Source organism: Paenibacillus sp. SSG-1 (assembly GCF_002224835.1).
Classification (GTDB): domain Bacteria; phylum Bacillota; class Bacilli; order Paenibacillales; family Paenibacillaceae; genus Paenibacillus_AQ; species Paenibacillus_AQ favisporus.
Map to the genome: position 1 here is coordinate 180,524 of NZ_MBRK01000001.1, position 14,744 is coordinate 195,267.

Consider the following 14,744-nt stretch of genomic DNA (forward strand, 5'->3'; position numbering starts at 1 on the left):
TTCCTATTCGGATAGATCCACCCTCTTTGCAGGAGGGGCTGCCTTTGAAGAGGCCCTCTTCTGTGCTTGAAAAGGAGCCACGAACCATTGAACGACGATGAGCGCCACCGTTACTCCCATCAAGCCGTAAATGGCAAACGAAAACGGACCTGCGGCATCATGGATGAGGCCGATGAGAAAAGGTCCGGCGGCCCCGATCAAATAACCGGCCGATTGCGTCATGGCGGCCCATGATGCGGCTTCATGGCTGGTTGCGGCTGCGTCCATCGGGAGGAGCAGGCCCAGCGCAAATAAAGTTCCGCTGGCCAGGCCGATTACGGCCGCGGCCAGCCAGGGCAGAGGCGAGAACAGCAGGATCAGGCCGGCCAGCTGCGTCACCGATGATACCCATAGCCACAGCAGGCGGGAAGGGTAGCGCCGCAGCAGCCGCTGCAGGATCGTACCGGCCGGAATCTGCGTGATGGCAAAGATGGTGAGCATGACGGCTGCTTCCGACGAGGTGTATCCCAGGCTTTGCATCACGGGCGGCAGCCAGGCGAGGAGGGAATAGAAGCAGGCTGCCATAAGGCCGAAGTGCAGGGTGAGCAGCCATGCTTTGGGATTCCGCCAAGGCAGGCTGGAGGCTGGATCTTCGCTAACCTTTCGCGGACCGGGACGGCTCCCCCGGTGCAGGGTCCACCAGACGGCGGCTCCGGCCGCCCCGAGTGCCGACCATACGGCTAAGGCGGCTTGCCACGATTGGGAGTCCGCCTGCAAGGGGAGGGACAAGCTTGAAGCGAGCGCAGCCCCGAGAGACAAGCCGGCCGAGTAGACGGCGATCATTGCAGGGACGCTGTTGGGAAAATGCTGCTTAATAAATCCGGACAGCAGGGGACCCATGGCTGCAATGCCAAGCCCGGCAATCAGGGCGGTCAGCAGCAATACGCCGGCCGAGTGCACGAACAGCCGCAGAATCGTTCCGAATCCGATGAGCACGAGGGACCAGCGAATCACGCGTTCAGTCCCCACCCGACTTGCCAGCTTGGCCGATACGGGGGATAACAATCCCATGCACAGCACAGGGATAGATGTCAGCAGGCTTGCCGCTGCGGACGACATGCCCAGGTCATCCCGGATGAAGGCGAGCAGCGGGGATACCGAGCTGATGGCAGGGCGCAAGTTCAAAGCGGCCAAAAAGAGAGCGGCGGTCATGAGGCCGCCATGGGTTGGTTTTGGAGACCGATACATAGGCGTCACCTTCCTTCCATTCATTGCAAAATCCATCCTACCATGCTAGATTGGCTGTAATAAGCACCACTCTGGAGTGATTTTGAACATACCAATTTGCAAAGGAAGGGAGTGAGCCGTATTGGCACAGAACCCTACAGGCGTGCAGGCAGCAGACACTAAAACGAGACAAATCTACTCCTTGCTCAGGGAGCGGATCTTCCTGGGACAATATTTCGCGGGTATGCGCCTGCCGTCGAGCCGGGAGCTGGCGCAGGAGCTCGGCGTGTCACGCACGCTGGTCGTCAGCGTATACGAGCAGCTGGTAGCGGAGGGATATTTGGAAGGGCGGCTCGGATCGGGAACGTATGTGGTCGATTTGGAAAACAGGAAGCCTGCAAGATTTGAGAAGTCGGATCAGAGCTTTCATTCTTCCCGGAAGCAGCCTGATGACGGTTATGGTTTCGACGGAGTCGATTTCCGGCCGAGCTTTCCGTCGATGGAGCATGTTCCGCGCAAAAAGTGGCGCGAGGTCGCCTACAAGGTATACGACCAGCTGGACGACCGGGAATACGGATATGCCGGTCCCGCGGGGCACTGGGGGCTGCGCCTGCAAATATGCGACATGCTGCTGAATACGAAGGGCATCCTATGCGATCCCGAGCAGGTCGTCGTTACGGCCGGTGCGACGCAGGCGATCACGCTGGTGTGCAAGCTGCTGCTGCAGCCGGGAGAGACGGTCATCTCGGAGGACCCGACGTCTACGTTCATCCATGGGATTTTTCAGACGGCCGGCGCGGACATTGTGCCGGTTCCGGTGGATACCCAAGGGCTGCGGGTTCAGGATATTCCCGGCCAGGCCAGGCCCCGTCTTGTTTTTGTCACGCCGTCGCATCAGTTTCCGTTCGGCAGCATCTTATCCATCGGGCGGCGGATGGAACTGCTGGAGTATGCGCGTAATACCGGCTGTTTCATTATTGAGGATGATTATGACAGCGAGTTTCGTTACGCGGGCATGCCGGTTCATGCGTTAAGGGAGCTGGATGCGGAGCGGGTGATTTATATCGGTACCTTCAGCAAAAATCTGTTCCCGGCGCTACGCATCGGCTATATGGTTCTGCCGCGGGATTTGGTAGCGCCTATGGAAGGCATCAAACGTCTTATGGATATGCATACGCCTACGCTGGATCAGGCCATCCTGGCGAGGTTTATCGCGGATCAGCATTTACAGCGCCATGTCACCCGCATGAAGCGTGTTTACAGCCGGAGAAGGAAGCTGCTGATCCGCAGTCTGAGCGAAACGTTCGGGAACCGGATTCAGGTGAGCGGCGACGCCGCGGGCCTTCATTTGATCGCAGAATTTTCAGGGCATATTTTTGACGAGGAACGAGTCCGAGCATTAGCGGAAAAGGGTGTCCGGGTCTATCCGGCCGAAAAGTATGCCATCGTGAAGGGGAGGTTCGAGGACAAACTGATTATGGGATTCGGCGATGCAGCCGAGCCGCAGATTCCAGAGGGAGTCCGGCGGATAGCAGGGGTGCTGAGGGAACGGGGAGAACAATGAAAAAGCCCGGGAATGACTATAAGGTCGTTCCGGGCTGTTTTTGTAGAGCGTGAACGTTTCTAATTTCGCCGGAAAAGCTTCCGTTAGATGCTTTCCGCGAATTGCACCACTTCCTCCGGCTCAGCCCTCGTCCGATAATCCGGATCTACACTCGCATAACGGATTACGCCCTGCGGATCGATGACGTAAGTGGCGGGCACGGGGAGCTCCCACGAATCGTCACCGTTGAATTGGTCCAGGGGAAAACCGAGTGACCGGTACACCTGCTGCACGTCTTCTGACAGACGGAAGGTCAACCGGTATTTCTCCGCCACCTTGTTATGCAGGTCGCTTAGAACATGATAACCGAGTCCGTTTTTTTCCTGCATGGACAAGGAGTGATCCGGCGTTTGGGGACTAATGGCCAGCAGCCTGGCTCCAGCCTCATGAATGCGGTCCAGAAGCCGCTGGTAGGCCCTTAATTCCAAATTGCAGAACGGGCACCATTCTCCGCGGTAAAAGGTCAGAATGACCGGACCGTGCGCAAGTTCTTCAGATAACGTAACGGGGTCACCTGTCTGATTGCTTAACGTAAAATCGGGTGCGTTATCTCCAACCATCAGGCCGCGTGCGGCACCGGATGTGCGTAAGTCCTCGACGGAGCGCTCGAACGCTTCGGTAACGGCTGCGGGCAGCACTTCCAGGCCGTGCCGGGTTGTTGCCGCCAGTTCGTCATTCAGCTTCCATTGGGGCAAATCGGACATATCTTCACTCTCCCTTGTCGGATATGCGCTCATCATATCGTGACCGGGGAATGAAGCACTACCAGTAGAAGGAGCCAGGTGCTGGTTGGCGGGATTTTTTTGTGAGGCGTTACGGTTTCCTGATCAGCGTACCCGGGTTCATGCCGTACTTCCCGCGGAACGCCTCGGCAAAATAACTGGGATTGGAATAACCGACCGACAAGGATACGTCGATGACGCTGGCATCAGGCTCTTGAAGCAGGTGGTATGCCGTTTCCAGCCGTGCCTCCCTCAAATAGCCGAATACGGTGCTGCCGTACAGGTCCTTAAAGCCGGTCTTCAGCTTGAATTCGTTCAGGCCGATGAGGCGGGAGAGCTCCGATAAGGATGGCGGGTGGCTCATTCGATCCAGTATGATTTCCCTCGCCCGTTCCAGCTTGGACAGATCCGTTCTGGACAGGCCGGAGGGCCTCTGGTCCTTGCCCAAAAGCATCGAACGGAACGCGTGGGACAGCAGCTCCAAAATTCGGCACTCCATTTCTAAGCTCAGCGAATCCGGCCGGGCAGAGGCTTCCATCATCTGCTGCAGGAGGTAGGCCGAAGCAGGATCATAGGCTTCCTGGAACAGACGATATGGCAGCGTTCCGATAATCTGATGAAAATCCACGGCCCGGGTGCCCTCGCCATTTTCCATGAAATGATGGAAGGCGGTGACGGGAATGGCGATGCTCATCATTTGAAACGGCTGATTTTTGGAAAAAGGCATGCGGGCTTCCGCCGGGTTGGCAAACTGGAGGCTCCAGCTGCCCGGCTTCATCTCGAACTCCCTGCCGGACACCTCAACCCTCCGGTAGCCTTGAACACAGCAGCTCAGCTCGACCATCGGCACCTGGGTGTGCAGGGCTACAGTATAGTCATCGTTCAAACGAAAATCGACAGCCGCCACCCCTAGATCCTGCCGGGGAGCCAGTCGCTGCACCGTTCCTTCTCCCATCCATGAATGAAGGCTCATGCGTTCGTACCGGCGCCCTGATGAACCATGCATCTGCAATCCGTCAAAGAACTGCCTAAAATTGTGGTGAACGTCAGGCAATGCCATTTCCTTTGCACCCATTTCCTGTATATTTGTGATACCATTATACGGCTATAGCGTTGGGATCTCTATATGGTGGATGGGTGTGGAGAAGAGGAGAACAACGTGATAACGGATGGACAGAGGGGGAGAGGGATGGAACCGATCGAGGAGCGGATTCGGAAGTTACTTGCCGAAATCAGGGAGCAAGTTGGGTATGACCGGGCTGAGCCGCTTGAGAAGGGATTTTCGGACGCGCGGAAATTTGTGTTGTATCAGGCGGATACCCCGGTGTACCTGCTTCGGATACATGAAGGAAGCATGTATTTCAGACAGCGGATGGAGTTCGAACTGCTCCGAAAGCACGAAGCGAATCAGGTCCGCTGCTCCAAGCCGCTGGTGGCGGAGCTGGTTGGGCATCTTGACCTCTGCTATTTGCTGCTGTCCTACATCCCTGGCGTTAGCGGGGATGAAGTTTTGCCCGGATTAGCGCCGGAAGCTCAACTTCAGCAGGGGACGGCGGCCGGAAAAGAGTTAAGAAAGATTCATCAGGTCACTCCTGAGGTCCCTATACACTGGGCGGCGCGGCGTGCAGAAAAATACAGGCAGAAAAGGGAGAAGGTTCGGGAATTGGGCCTTCGCTTTTATCGGCAGAACGATTTGGAGAAATACATAGACGACAACCTGGGCTTGCTTGAAAAGAGTCCGGTAACCTTCCAGCATGACGATTTTCACCCCTCCAACTTGATCTTTCAACATGGATGCCTTGCCGGTGTGATCGACTTTGGCCGGTTTGACTGGGGAGACCCGTGGGAGGAATTTTTCAAACTGCCGAAGTATACCTGCCAAGTCAGCCCGTATTTTGCCAAGGGCCAGGTTCACGGATATTTCCAAGATGGCATTCCGGATGACTTTTGGCCGAAATACAACCTGTTTGTGGCGCTGAACCAGCACGCGACCTTGATCGGGGGCATCCAACATGATAGAGTTCAGGAAACGCTGAAAAAGATCGAGCGGACGATCAACACGCATGACTTTCAAAACGGGGGGCCGCCGGCGTGGTACCGCCTGCAATAAGGAGGACGGGGCGGGCCTCTATGTCGAGGAAGGATTTAAACGTATGATGTTCTGATGGAAAGGAGCAGATCGATTCATGCTGGATGCACGTTCATTATATTTGCGGAGCGTGATGCTGAGGAGAGAGGAAGTGCCGTCCTTTCGTGCGTATCCCTTCAGCCTGCCGGCTGTCCATGACTTTCACAGCTTGTCGTTTCAGAAGCCGGTGACGTTTATCGTCGGCGAAAACGGATCGGGCAAGTCCACCCTGCTGGAAGGGATGGCGGTCGCCTGGGGATTTAATCCCGAAGGAGGCACCATTAATTTTTCCTTTGAAACAATGTCCTCCCACTCGGAGCTGCACCGGTACATGCGGCTCGTGCGCGGCGTCGTCCGGCCGAAGGACGGCTTTTTCTTTCGGGCGGAAAGCTATTATAATGTGGCGACGAATATCGACCAGTTGGATGCGGAGATGAGCTATGGTCCTCCGATCCGGGACTCCTATGGAGGCAAGTCGCTGCATGAGCAGTCCCATGGGGAGAGCTTCTTTGCGACGTTTATGAATCGGTTTGGGGGAAGGGGCCTGTACCTGATGGACGAGCCGGAGGCCGCACTCTCTCCCTTGAAGCAGCTGTCCATGCTGTCGCGGATCCACCAGTTAGTGAAAAAGCGGTCGCAATTCATTATCGCCACGCATTCCCCGATCTTGATGTCGTACCCCCATGCGGAAATTTGGCTGCTCGACGATCAAGGCATGCGCCCGGTGAAGCTGGAGGATACGGACCATTACGTGATCACCCGGAAAATGATGGAGAGCCCGGGGCAGATGCTGGACATTTTGCTGGAGGAGGATCCGGAATAGAAGATAACAAAGCCGCCCCGATTACCGGAAGCGGCTTTTCACATATCAATCTTAGGCCCGCTTGACCCGTACAGGCAGGCTTACCAGCCCTTGGCCGGCGGCGGAAGGCGTTAAATTCTCTTCCAGCTGGAAGCCGGGAACCGGCTCGATCATCTCAAAGTAATCCATGAACAGCTCCAGCCCGATATTCGCCTCGAGGCGTGCCAGCGGTGCGCCCATGCAGAAATGCGGTCCATTCCCGAAGGTCAGATGCCTTTTGGCGTTCGGACGGTGGATGTTCAGGGTGAAGGGGTCCTCAAACACCTGTTCATCCATGTTGGCGGCGCTCATCCAGGCGACGACGACATCGCCTTTTTTTAAATCGACGCCGAGCACGTTGTTATCCTGCTTGACGGTACGGTCCATTTTGGAAATATTGAAGCGGTAACGCAGCATTTCCTCCACGGTGTTTGGCACCAGCTCCCGGTTTGCCCGGACCTCACCGTAAACCTGGTCGTTATCGTACAGGAACGAATAGAACGAGTTGGCGAGCAGATGGCTTGTCGTTTCTACGCCAGCGCCGAGCAGGAACATCGTGGTGCGGACGATCTCGTCATCCGTGAACCGTTCTCCTTCCACATCAGCCTGGATCAGATCGGAAATAATGTCATCGCCGAGCTGGGATCTTTTCTGAACAATATAAGGAAAAAGGTAAGTATAGTACTCTGTGGCAGCCTTGCGCTTCAATTCGCCGATTTCGGCTGCCTTGTCTTTGTTATACGGAAGAAACAAGGTGTCTACCCACTCTTTGAACAGCAGGCGGTCTTTGGAGGGCACCCCGAGCAGATCCGCCATCACAATGACGGGCAATGCGCCGGTAAAATCCTTGACCACGTCGATGACCGAAGCATCTCCCATCTCATCTAGCAGTTGACGGACGACTTCGTGAATCCGCGGCTCCCACAGCTTCAGGCTTCGCGGCGTAAAAGCGGCGGACAGCAGGGAACGGCGTTTCCGGTGCTCCGGCGGATCGGCATTGATCGTGTTGATTTTGTCGTTTCCCCGGCCTTCGTCATTGTCGGCGCCGACGCTGATCGTCGTCCGCGTTCTCACGCTGGAGAAATACTCATAGTCGCTGAGCACCCGTTTGACATCGTCGTAGCGGAATACGTTCCAGGTATTTGTGGCTTCATTGTAACTGATCGGCTCGTTCTGCAGCTTGTTCCGGTACCAATCGTACGGGTTGAATTCTTCGGATCGTGATCGGAACTGGGTGATATCCGCTAAAGCAATGATTTCTTGCATTCCATTCCCTCCCGTGTTGAAGAATAGTAGGTGACTTCATGCTTAAAATATCATATGTTAATTTAACATATTGGCCGAAGGGGAGCCACTGCCCAACGCCCCATGACTTTGGGTGCAGTAGGAAATGCGGAGTTTGTCGGAATTCGTTGAAGAACGATATCCGAATTGGTATGCTATTAAATACATAAACCCGGACAGCAGTCAAATCAGACGAGAGGGCAGGATCTATGTATATCGACTTACTCATTTTAATCCAGATTGAAAAATCCCCCAAACACGGGTACGAAATCAAAAAAGAGATCCAAAAAGACCTCGGCTATTTGATGGATGTGAATCATAACCTGCTGTACCCGGCGCTGCGCCGATTTACGTCGGAAGGGGCCATTATCCGAAAGCGTAATGAGCAGGAAGGCCGGCCCAGCCAGTACGTGTACGAAATTACCGATGTGGGCAGGGCAAAAATCGCCGAGCTGATCAACGCTTTTACCGAAAAGGACGCCAAGCATGAAATTGAGTTCATGATCCGGGTATCCCTGTTTGACCGTATTTCCCGTGAGAATCGGCTGAGGATTCTGGATATGCGTAAAAAGGACCTTGAATCCCTCTTGGCCGGCATTCAGCAGCGCCAGGAAGGAAGCGTGGCTCATGACATGTTCCTGAATGAGGTTCTTCAGCAAACGATATCGCGGGTTGTAGGGGAGATCCGCTGGATCGACGAGCTGATTCGTAAGACGATGAGTGATGAATGAAGAAATTATAGGACATAACTTCGGGAAGATCAGAGGCCACAATTGGGACGGGGCAGATACCCTGATTATTTTAGATTATTTGGTAAAAAAGGGTGGGGGTGTGTGAATACCGAAACGATAACGGACATTCTCGGGTTGATTGCCTATATCTCGCCACAAGCAAGGAATTATGTGGAGCTGGCTGTTCGGAATGAAAAGCTTGATGTTATCTATCATAAAGCAACAGAGCAGGAGCATGGTGTTTTTTGTATCGTAGAGGATGATCAATGTGTTATTGCATATTTTTCATTCATACAGGAAGCTGATTCTGATGCCCTCCTTGATCTCATTGCGAATACCATGACTCCTTACCTTCAGCAGACTGGCACCCAGGAGCTGTGTTTCAATTTATACGGAGAGAACGTACGGGCGATTCATTTCGTCCGCCAGTTGGGTTTTCAAACGGATATGGAGGGCTATCATTTGTATTATGACGGGCCTCATGAACCGGATCTATCCCATACGGATCTCATCGTAAATACATATGAAGCGAGTATGCTGACTCCTTTGGCCGACTTATTTGACAGGGCATACGCCGCATTGAATGCAGAAAACGGCTGGCCACTGGACGAACACCGCATGAATATAAGTTTGTTTCATGAGAGATTGGAGGATAAGGTCCGAAATGATGAGTTTCGTTCGTTTTGGAAAGAGGGAACTCTGATTGGAGCTTATATTATTTCTGGTGGATATATCCAGGACATCGTTGTAGCACCGGATCAGCAAAACCGCGGATATGGCAGTGCCATCCTTACTCACTGCATCCGGCATATGCTGGGTAAGCAGATCCCAAAAATCTATTTGCGCATCGCGAAATCCAATCAGGGTGCCAAAAGGCTGTATGAGAGGCATCAATTTAAAGTAGTGTCTAGCTTTGCGGAACATACCTGGAGAGCAACTAAAAAGGATAGCGTATAAAAACCAAAGGCAGTCGGATTCACCGGCTGCCTTTTTTTCTTACCTTGCGTTTAAAAGGGATACGTCTGGATTCGTGTCCTTGCCGTAGTCGATGCCGTCCGTTTCAAATCCGAACAGCTGGAAAAACTCGCGACGGTACTCTTTCAGATCCGTCAGCTCATATACATTATTCGTTGTGACCTGATCCCAGATCCAGGCCACTTCCTGCTGGACATCCGGACGCAGTTCCCAATCGTCGATGCGGATTCGGCCCGCCTCGTCTACAGGCGTTCCACCCTCGTGGTACAGCTTGTCGGCGAACAGCCGGTACGACTGCTGGATCGTATTTTCGTGGATGCCCTTTTCCTTCATCACTTTGTAGAGCGCGGCGATGTACAGAGGGAAGACCGGAACGGCAGCAGCGGACTGGGTGACCAGGGCTTTGCTGACGACGACGAAAGCTTTTCCGCCTAAAGCGGACAGCTCACAGGTCAGCCGCTGCGCGGTTGCCTCCAGATCCTCCTTGGCTTTACCGATGGTGCCTTCCCGGTAAATGGCCCGGGTAAGCTCCGAGCCGATATAGGAGTAGGCAATGGTCATCGCTCCGTCGGCCAGGAGGTTCGCCTGCCGAAGCCGGTCGATCCAGCGCTGCCAATCGGCTCCACCCATTACGGCGATCGTTTGGTCGATGTCGTCACCTTCCGCCGGCTCGGTCGTGACTTCGTCGGTCACTTCGCCGGTATGAAAGTTCACGGCCTTGCCGGTGAAGGGCGCTCCGATCGGCTTCAAAACCGAGTTGTACGTCTTGCCGCTGTCTGGGTCGGTACGCCGGGACGAAGCTACGCTGTACACGACAAGGTCCACTTGGCCGAACTCATTGGCAATCGTGTCCATGACGCGGTCCTTCGTCTCATCCGCAAAGGCATCGCCTGTAATGCTGACGGATGTCAAGCCGGCTTCAGCGGCCCGCCGCTCAAAAGCCGCCGAATTGTACCAGCCCGCCGATGCGGTCCGTTTATCCCGGGCGGAGCTGGGACGGAAGACGCCGATGGTGGCGGCTCCCGCCCCAAAAGCGGCGGTAATCCGGGCAGACAGGCCGTACCCTGTGGAGGCTCCGATAACCAAGACCCGTTTCGGCCCGTTCAATTTAGGCTGCTGCTGTATGTAATCGATCTGCTCCTGCACCTGCTTGGCGCAGCCCTCCGGATGCGCCGTCGTGCAGATGAAACCGCGTGTTCTGGGTGTAATGATCATAGGGAGTGCGTCCTTTCTTTGCGAAGATAAGTCTAGAAATATTGTACCTCTCTTGTTTTGAAAAGAAAAACGGGTGTCATCCGGTAAGCGTGGAAGTGTATGAACAGTCATCGTAGACGCGTAGGCTCGAGCCGGAGAGTGCAAAGGGAATGCCCAAAAAGCAATTTCCCACGCCAAGGGAGGTAATTGACTGGTGAGGGCGAAGCAATATACGAAGAAATATGGATAAGTTCGTCCGAGATCTATCCTTTTTAAAACGCAGATTTGGAGGTTGAATAACCATGATGGATGAAATGACGCAGCGAATGAAGGTATTGACCGAGTGCGACGGTGTGCCCGGACATGAAGGCGCCGTCCGCGCCGAAATGAAAAGCTATCTTGAACCGCTCAGCGAGGAGCTGGTTATGGACCGGCTCGGCAGCGTGTTTGGGGTGAAAACCGGCCTTGCCGGAGGACCTAAAGTCATGCTTGCCGGCCATCTGGACGAGATCGGTTTTATGGTCACCCAGATTACGCCAAAGGGATTTCTGCGTTTTAACCAGCTGGGCGGCTGGTGGGCGCATAACGTTCTGTCCCACCGGGTGAAAGTAAAGACGCGTAAAGGCGAATACATCGGCATCATCGGCTCCAAGCCGCCCCATGTGCTGGAGGCCGAGGAGCGGACCAAGGTCATGAAGCTGAAGGACCTGTACATCGATATCGGGGCCAAAGATGAAGCGGATGCCAAGGAGATGGGGGTTCGCCCCGGCGACTGGGTCGTACCCGTGAGCGATTTCTTTACGATGCGCGATGGCGAGCTGTGGGCGGGTAAAGCGCTCGACAACCGCTCCGGCTGCTCGCTGGCGGTCGAAATCCTGTCCCGTCTGCAGAATGAACAGCATCCGAACGTCATTTATGCGGGAGCGACAGTGCAGGAGGAAGTAGGTCTCCGCGGTGCGGGAACGGCCGCCAACCTCATCCAGCCGGACGTGGCCTTTGCGCTGGACGTCGGTATCGCGCATGACACGCCGGGCAGCGAGTCGAACCCGATGAAATGCAATATGGGCGGCGGACCGCTGGTGCTCATTTTTGATGCTTCGATGATTCCGAATACCGCCCTGCGGGACCTTGTAATCGACACGGCGGAGGAGCTGGGCATTTCCGTGCAGTTTGACGCCATCACCGGCGGCACGACCGACGGCGGCCGGATTCATACGAGCGGCATCGGCTGCCCGACGCTGTCCGTGGGATTTGCCACGCGATACATTCACAGCCATAATTCCGTGATGTCCAAATCCGATTTCAGCCAGGCCGCCGACCTGCTGACGGCGGTGATCAAGAAGCTGGACCGCGAAACGGTGGATAAGCTGATCGGGTAGGGCGGTGGAGCGTGTTATATACTATTATTTTCATGGGTGGCTGAAAAGAGTCCTCAAAATGAGCGCAGAAAGAAAACGGACAGTAATGATCATTGCGGTGATCATCGTCATTTTGGGCGGATACCGGATCTATGCATTGAACTATACAGATGAAGGCATTATGGACCATGTATTCCGCCATAAGGGATATGCCGTGGATCTCGTAAAGGAACAGGTCCCCGTCAAAATTTTCGTCAAACCGGAATGGATTGCATTCGGGCAGGACGAACGGAAAGATTTAAAAGTCGAAGTCCTGGAGCTGAATCATACGCGTATCCTGCTGGACAATGTGTGGAATCGAGGCAATGACATTTATTTCAGCTTTGAGGCGTTTCCCGGATGGGAACACCGATCGGGTGAATTCATGTACAATGGCAAGTTAAATCCGGACGGTTCCGTTTCTCTACAGGGCCCAAACCTGAGCTTAACCGACAGGAACGGACATGAAATCCCCGTTGGGCAATGTGGAGAAGGCCCCCGGATTTCGTTTTCCTTTGGAATAAATCCGGAAGACTACCATTTGATCCGTGACGGATTTTATGTGGAGTACAGCGATTTTAATGTGTATCGTTATGCGAAGAAAATCAACGAGGAGTGGCTGGGTTTTAATTCAATTTTCCAATGACGGATCACTGTGTTTCAAAGCGCCTTCTCTGAAGAGGACTCCTTTTACAATGAAAACAACGGTTTTCGTTGAGAAGGATGTTCCTTTTGACTAAAATGGAATAAAACGTAAAGCGTCAGACATCATCGGTATGTTCTGATGCTTTATTTTTTGAGTGGGGCTAAGTGTAACCAAGCTGCCGAAAGGGACGATGGCCATGACGCTGGTGTTGTATCACTACTATGAGGCAGCACAGGGGCCTTTTCGAAATCTGTCGAGTCTGCCTCTGGAAGAAGCCCGTGAAATTTTGGGGCAGATCGTGCAGGAAGGGAAGACGTTTGCCAGTCAGAGAGCAGGCGATTATATGGAAACGAGGCTTATATTGGAGAGCCGGGCCAGAGAGGCGTTTATAGCCAAAGGCGGCCAGCCCGCAAATCTGTATCCACATTATATGATCCTCGGACCGTGCGATTGGCTGTGTTCCTGGTATACGGAACCAAACGTGGTTCAAATCGATTGGGACGAATTCGATGATCGTTCGATCAGTTTTACGTACGGCGATCTGTTTCCGACAATGCGCTACGAAGATGGCAAGCCCTACCGCCAGCAGGTGTATACGAAGGATGAAATTCGGGAAGTCATCGCCAGGTACGGGCTCCCGCAGGAATGGAACAAGCACGGGGACCGGGGGCCAGAGCGATACATTGAGGCACAGATTTGGGATGAAAACGTGATTGGAAGGTATTACCCATCTATTTATGGATGTTTATAAACCATGCCAAAGGATAAGCAGGATCTGACGGAAAGTGATTTGCCCAAGCTGGCCCAGCCGACGGTACGCGCGCTCCGGAATGCGGGCATTACCCGTCTAGAAGAGGTCGCGAAGCACACCGAACCGGAGCTGAAGCAGCTTCACGGCATCGGCCCCACAGCGGTAGAACAGCTTCGGCGGGCAATGGCCGACAAGGGACTGAATTTTTCTAAATAAGGAGCTGTCCCAAAAAGGAGCAATGATCGGATCGGAGGGAACTGATGGGGATTGATGAAATCATCGAGCTGTCCCCTTATCAAGCTGAATGGAAGAAAATCTACGAGCAAGAGAAAAGGGAACTGGAGCCTGTGTTTGCGGAACAAGCGGTGGAGTTTGCTCATATCGGTAGCACGTCTATCGAGGGAATGACAGCCAAACCGATTATCGATATCCTGATCGGCCTAAAGGAGCTTCATATTGACGAGCAGACAGACCGGCAATTGGTTTCCATGCAGTATGAGGGCATGGGTGTGGCGGGAGTGCCGGGGCGAATTCATTACCGTAAACGTGCCGGGCAGAAGATCAATCTGCAAATAACCGAGTGGGACTCCGCCATTTGGCGGGATAACCTGCTGTTCAGGGATTATTTGCGTACCCATCCGGAACAAGCGAATGCCTATGCACAGGCCAAACGGAACACGTTGGCCAGCGGCATCAACACGCTGCTGAAATACTCGGATGAAAAGTCCGGAACGATTGCTGAGCTATTAGAAAAAGCGCGGGCATGGGCAAAAAGCTGATTTTGCATCAGGAGGGAGGAAGCAGCTATGCGCATTATCGTGACAGGCGGCGCTGTTATTCAGGATCAAGCCGGCCGCATCCTCATGCAGCGCAGGTCTGATTATGGGGATTGGGGATTGCCCGGAGGTGCGATGGAGCCCGGAGAAACGATTGAGGAGACGATGCGGCGGGAAGTGATGGAAGAGACCGGACTGGTCGTCCTGAAACATGAACTGATGGGAGTCTATAGCGGGCCGAGAATGCAGTACACCTACCCTGACGGGAACGAGGTTGTGTTTGTCATGTTCATCTTCAAGGCGGAAGCAAGCTTGCAGGGAAGTCTTTCCGATAACGGAAGGGCACTTCTTTTTCAGGACATTCAGCAGGAGTCGCTTCAGCTTGAATTCAAGTCCATGGATGAAATCGAACAGCTGCCGATCAGTTCCGTTCAGCAGCCTGTTTTTGAGGATTTAATGCAAAAGAAAGTTTCCATATTAAGGAGCTGAA

Annotated in this window: 16 protein-coding genes; 11 read left to right on the forward strand and 5 right to left on the reverse strand. The window is 53.9% G+C overall.

What is annotated here, in order from left to right; all coding sequences use genetic code 11:
* Positions 1–3: 3 nt before the first annotated feature.
* Complete coding sequence (locus BCV73_RS01030) at positions 4–1,251, reverse strand: MFS transporter (protein ID WP_179231851.1); 1,248 nt, start codon at positions 1,249–1,251, stop codon at positions 4–6.
* Positions 1,252–1,348: 97 nt separating this feature from the next.
* Here BCV73_RS01030 and pdxR point away from each other — a divergent pair, with 97 nt between their 5' ends.
* Positions 1,349–2,770 (forward strand): MocR-like pyridoxine biosynthesis transcription factor PdxR, encoded by a 1,422-nt coding sequence (gene pdxR, locus BCV73_RS01035; RefSeq protein ID WP_089545651.1) that lies wholly within the window; start codon positions 1,349–1,351, stop codon positions 2,768–2,770.
* Positions 2,771–2,853: 83 nt separating this feature from the next.
* Here the strand turns inward: pdxR and BCV73_RS01040 are convergent, their stop codons facing one another.
* Both BCV73_RS01040 and BCV73_RS01045 read right to left on the reverse strand, forming a co-directional pair.
* Entirely contained in the window at positions 2,854–3,513 is a 660-nt protein-coding gene (locus BCV73_RS01040; protein WP_089545652.1) for a peroxiredoxin-like family protein, read from the reverse strand.
* Between the two features lie 109 nt (positions 3,514–3,622).
* Positions 3,623–4,504, reverse strand: a complete 882-nt coding sequence (locus BCV73_RS01045; protein WP_256992708.1) for a helix-turn-helix transcriptional regulator — start codon at positions 4,502–4,504, stop codon at positions 3,623–3,625.
* Positions 4,505–4,720: 216 nt separating this feature from the next.
* Here BCV73_RS01045 and BCV73_RS01050 point away from each other — a divergent pair, with 216 nt between their 5' ends.
* Positions 4,721–5,641: an aminoglycoside phosphotransferase family protein gene (locus BCV73_RS01050; protein ID WP_179231852.1), complete on the forward strand. Its 921-nt coding sequence runs from the start codon at positions 4,721–4,723 to the stop codon at positions 5,639–5,641.
* A gap of 76 nt (positions 5,642–5,717) precedes the next feature.
* A complete protein-coding gene (locus BCV73_RS01055; protein WP_089545655.1) occupies positions 5,718–6,482 on the forward strand; it encodes an AAA family ATPase in 765 nt (254 codons plus the stop codon).
* A 51-nt stretch (positions 6,483–6,533) separates the two neighbouring features.
* On the opposite strand, the gene BCV73_RS01060 is transcribed toward BCV73_RS01055, so the two are convergent.
* A complete protein-coding gene (locus BCV73_RS01060) occupies positions 6,534–7,766 on the reverse strand; it encodes a cytochrome P450 (RefSeq protein ID WP_089545656.1) in 1,233 nt (410 codons plus the stop codon).
* Positions 7,767–7,993: 227 nt separating this feature from the next.
* Here BCV73_RS01060 and BCV73_RS01065 point away from each other — a divergent pair, with 227 nt between their 5' ends.
* Together BCV73_RS01065 and BCV73_RS01070 are read left to right on the forward strand one after the other, a co-directional pair.
* Positions 7,994–8,515, forward strand: a complete 522-nt coding sequence (locus BCV73_RS01065; protein WP_089545657.1) for a PadR family transcriptional regulator — start codon at positions 7,994–7,996, stop codon at positions 8,513–8,515.
* A gap of 102 nt (positions 8,516–8,617) precedes the next feature.
* Positions 8,618–9,472: a GNAT family N-acetyltransferase gene (locus BCV73_RS01070; RefSeq protein ID WP_089545658.1), complete on the forward strand. Its 855-nt coding sequence runs from the start codon at positions 8,618–8,620 to the stop codon at positions 9,470–9,472.
* Positions 9,473–9,511: 39 nt separating this feature from the next.
* Here the strand turns inward: BCV73_RS01070 and fabV are convergent, their stop codons facing one another.
* Positions 9,512–10,705 carry an enoyl-ACP reductase FabV gene (fabV, locus tag BCV73_RS01075; RefSeq protein WP_089545659.1) on the reverse strand — a complete coding sequence of 398 codons (1,194 nt, stop codon included), beginning with the start codon at positions 10,703–10,705 and terminating at the stop codon, positions 9,512–9,514.
* 281 nt (positions 10,706–10,986) lie between these two features.
* Here fabV and BCV73_RS01080 point away from each other — a divergent pair, with 281 nt between their 5' ends.
* From BCV73_RS01080 to BCV73_RS01105, 6 genes are all read left to right on the forward strand, one after another.
* Positions 10,987–12,063: a M42 family metallopeptidase gene (locus BCV73_RS01080; RefSeq protein WP_481855773.1), complete on the forward strand. Its 1,077-nt coding sequence runs from the start codon at positions 10,987–10,989 to the stop codon at positions 12,061–12,063.
* Between the two features lie 58 nt (positions 12,064–12,121).
* Complete coding sequence (locus BCV73_RS01085) at positions 12,122–12,727, forward strand: hypothetical protein (protein ID WP_089545660.1); 606 nt, start codon at positions 12,122–12,124, stop codon at positions 12,725–12,727.
* Positions 12,728–12,923: 196 nt separating this feature from the next.
* A complete protein-coding gene (locus tag BCV73_RS01090; RefSeq protein ID WP_089545661.1) occupies positions 12,924–13,478 on the forward strand; it encodes a hypothetical protein in 555 nt (184 codons plus the stop codon).
* Between the two features lie 3 nt (positions 13,479–13,481).
* A complete protein-coding gene (locus BCV73_RS01095) occupies positions 13,482–13,694 on the forward strand; it encodes a helix-hairpin-helix domain-containing protein (RefSeq protein WP_089545662.1) in 213 nt (70 codons plus the stop codon).
* Between the two features lie 44 nt (positions 13,695–13,738).
* Positions 13,739–14,257: a GrpB family protein gene (locus BCV73_RS01100; RefSeq protein WP_089545663.1), complete on the forward strand. Its 519-nt coding sequence runs from the start codon at positions 13,739–13,741 to the stop codon at positions 14,255–14,257.
* Positions 14,258–14,284: 27 nt separating this feature from the next.
* Positions 14,285–14,743: an NUDIX domain-containing protein gene (locus BCV73_RS01105; RefSeq protein WP_089545664.1), complete on the forward strand. Its 459-nt coding sequence runs from the start codon at positions 14,285–14,287 to the stop codon at positions 14,741–14,743.
* Position 14,744 lies beyond the last annotated feature (1 nt).

Excerpts from the sequence above, each read along its gene's own strand:
- BCV73_RS01085 (WP_089545660.1), top strand. The coding sequence starts at position 12,122 with ATGAGCGCAGAAAGAAAACGGACAGTAATGATCATTGCGGTGATCATC.
- BCV73_RS01055 (WP_089545655.1), top strand. The coding sequence starts at position 5,718 with ATGCTGGATGCACGTTCATTATATTTGCGGAGCGTGATGCTGAGGAGA.
- BCV73_RS01080 (WP_481855773.1), top strand. The coding sequence starts at position 10,987 with ATGATGGATGAAATGACGCAGCGAATGAAGGTATTGACCGAGTGCGAC.
- BCV73_RS01060 (WP_089545656.1), bottom strand. The coding sequence starts at position 7,766 with ATGCAAGAAATCATTGCTTTAGCGGATATCACCCAGTTCCGATCACGA.
- BCV73_RS01065 (WP_089545657.1), top strand. The coding sequence starts at position 7,994 with ATGTATATCGACTTACTCATTTTAATCCAGATTGAAAAATCCCCCAAA.
- BCV73_RS01100 (WP_089545663.1), top strand. The coding sequence starts at position 13,739 with ATGGGGATTGATGAAATCATCGAGCTGTCCCCTTATCAAGCTGAATGG.
- BCV73_RS01030 (WP_179231851.1), bottom strand. The coding sequence starts at position 1,251 with ATGAATGGAAGGAAGGTGACGCCTATGTATCGGTCTCCAAAACCAACC.
- BCV73_RS01050 (WP_179231852.1), top strand. The coding sequence starts at position 4,721 with ATGGAACCGATCGAGGAGCGGATTCGGAAGTTACTTGCCGAAATCAGG.
- BCV73_RS01105 (WP_089545664.1), top strand. The coding sequence starts at position 14,285 with ATGCGCATTATCGTGACAGGCGGCGCTGTTATTCAGGATCAAGCCGGC.
- BCV73_RS01095 (WP_089545662.1), top strand. The coding sequence starts at position 13,482 with ATGCCAAAGGATAAGCAGGATCTGACGGAAAGTGATTTGCCCAAGCTG.
- BCV73_RS01090 (WP_089545661.1), top strand. The coding sequence starts at position 12,924 with ATGACGCTGGTGTTGTATCACTACTATGAGGCAGCACAGGGGCCTTTT.
- BCV73_RS01045 (WP_256992708.1), bottom strand. The coding sequence starts at position 4,504 with ATGAGCCTTCATTCATGGATGGGAGAAGGAACGGTGCAGCGACTGGCT.
- fabV (WP_089545659.1), bottom strand. The coding sequence starts at position 10,705 with ATGATCATTACACCCAGAACACGCGGTTTCATCTGCACGACGGCGCAT.
- BCV73_RS01040 (WP_089545652.1), bottom strand. The coding sequence starts at position 3,513 with ATGTCCGATTTGCCCCAATGGAAGCTGAATGACGAACTGGCGGCAACA.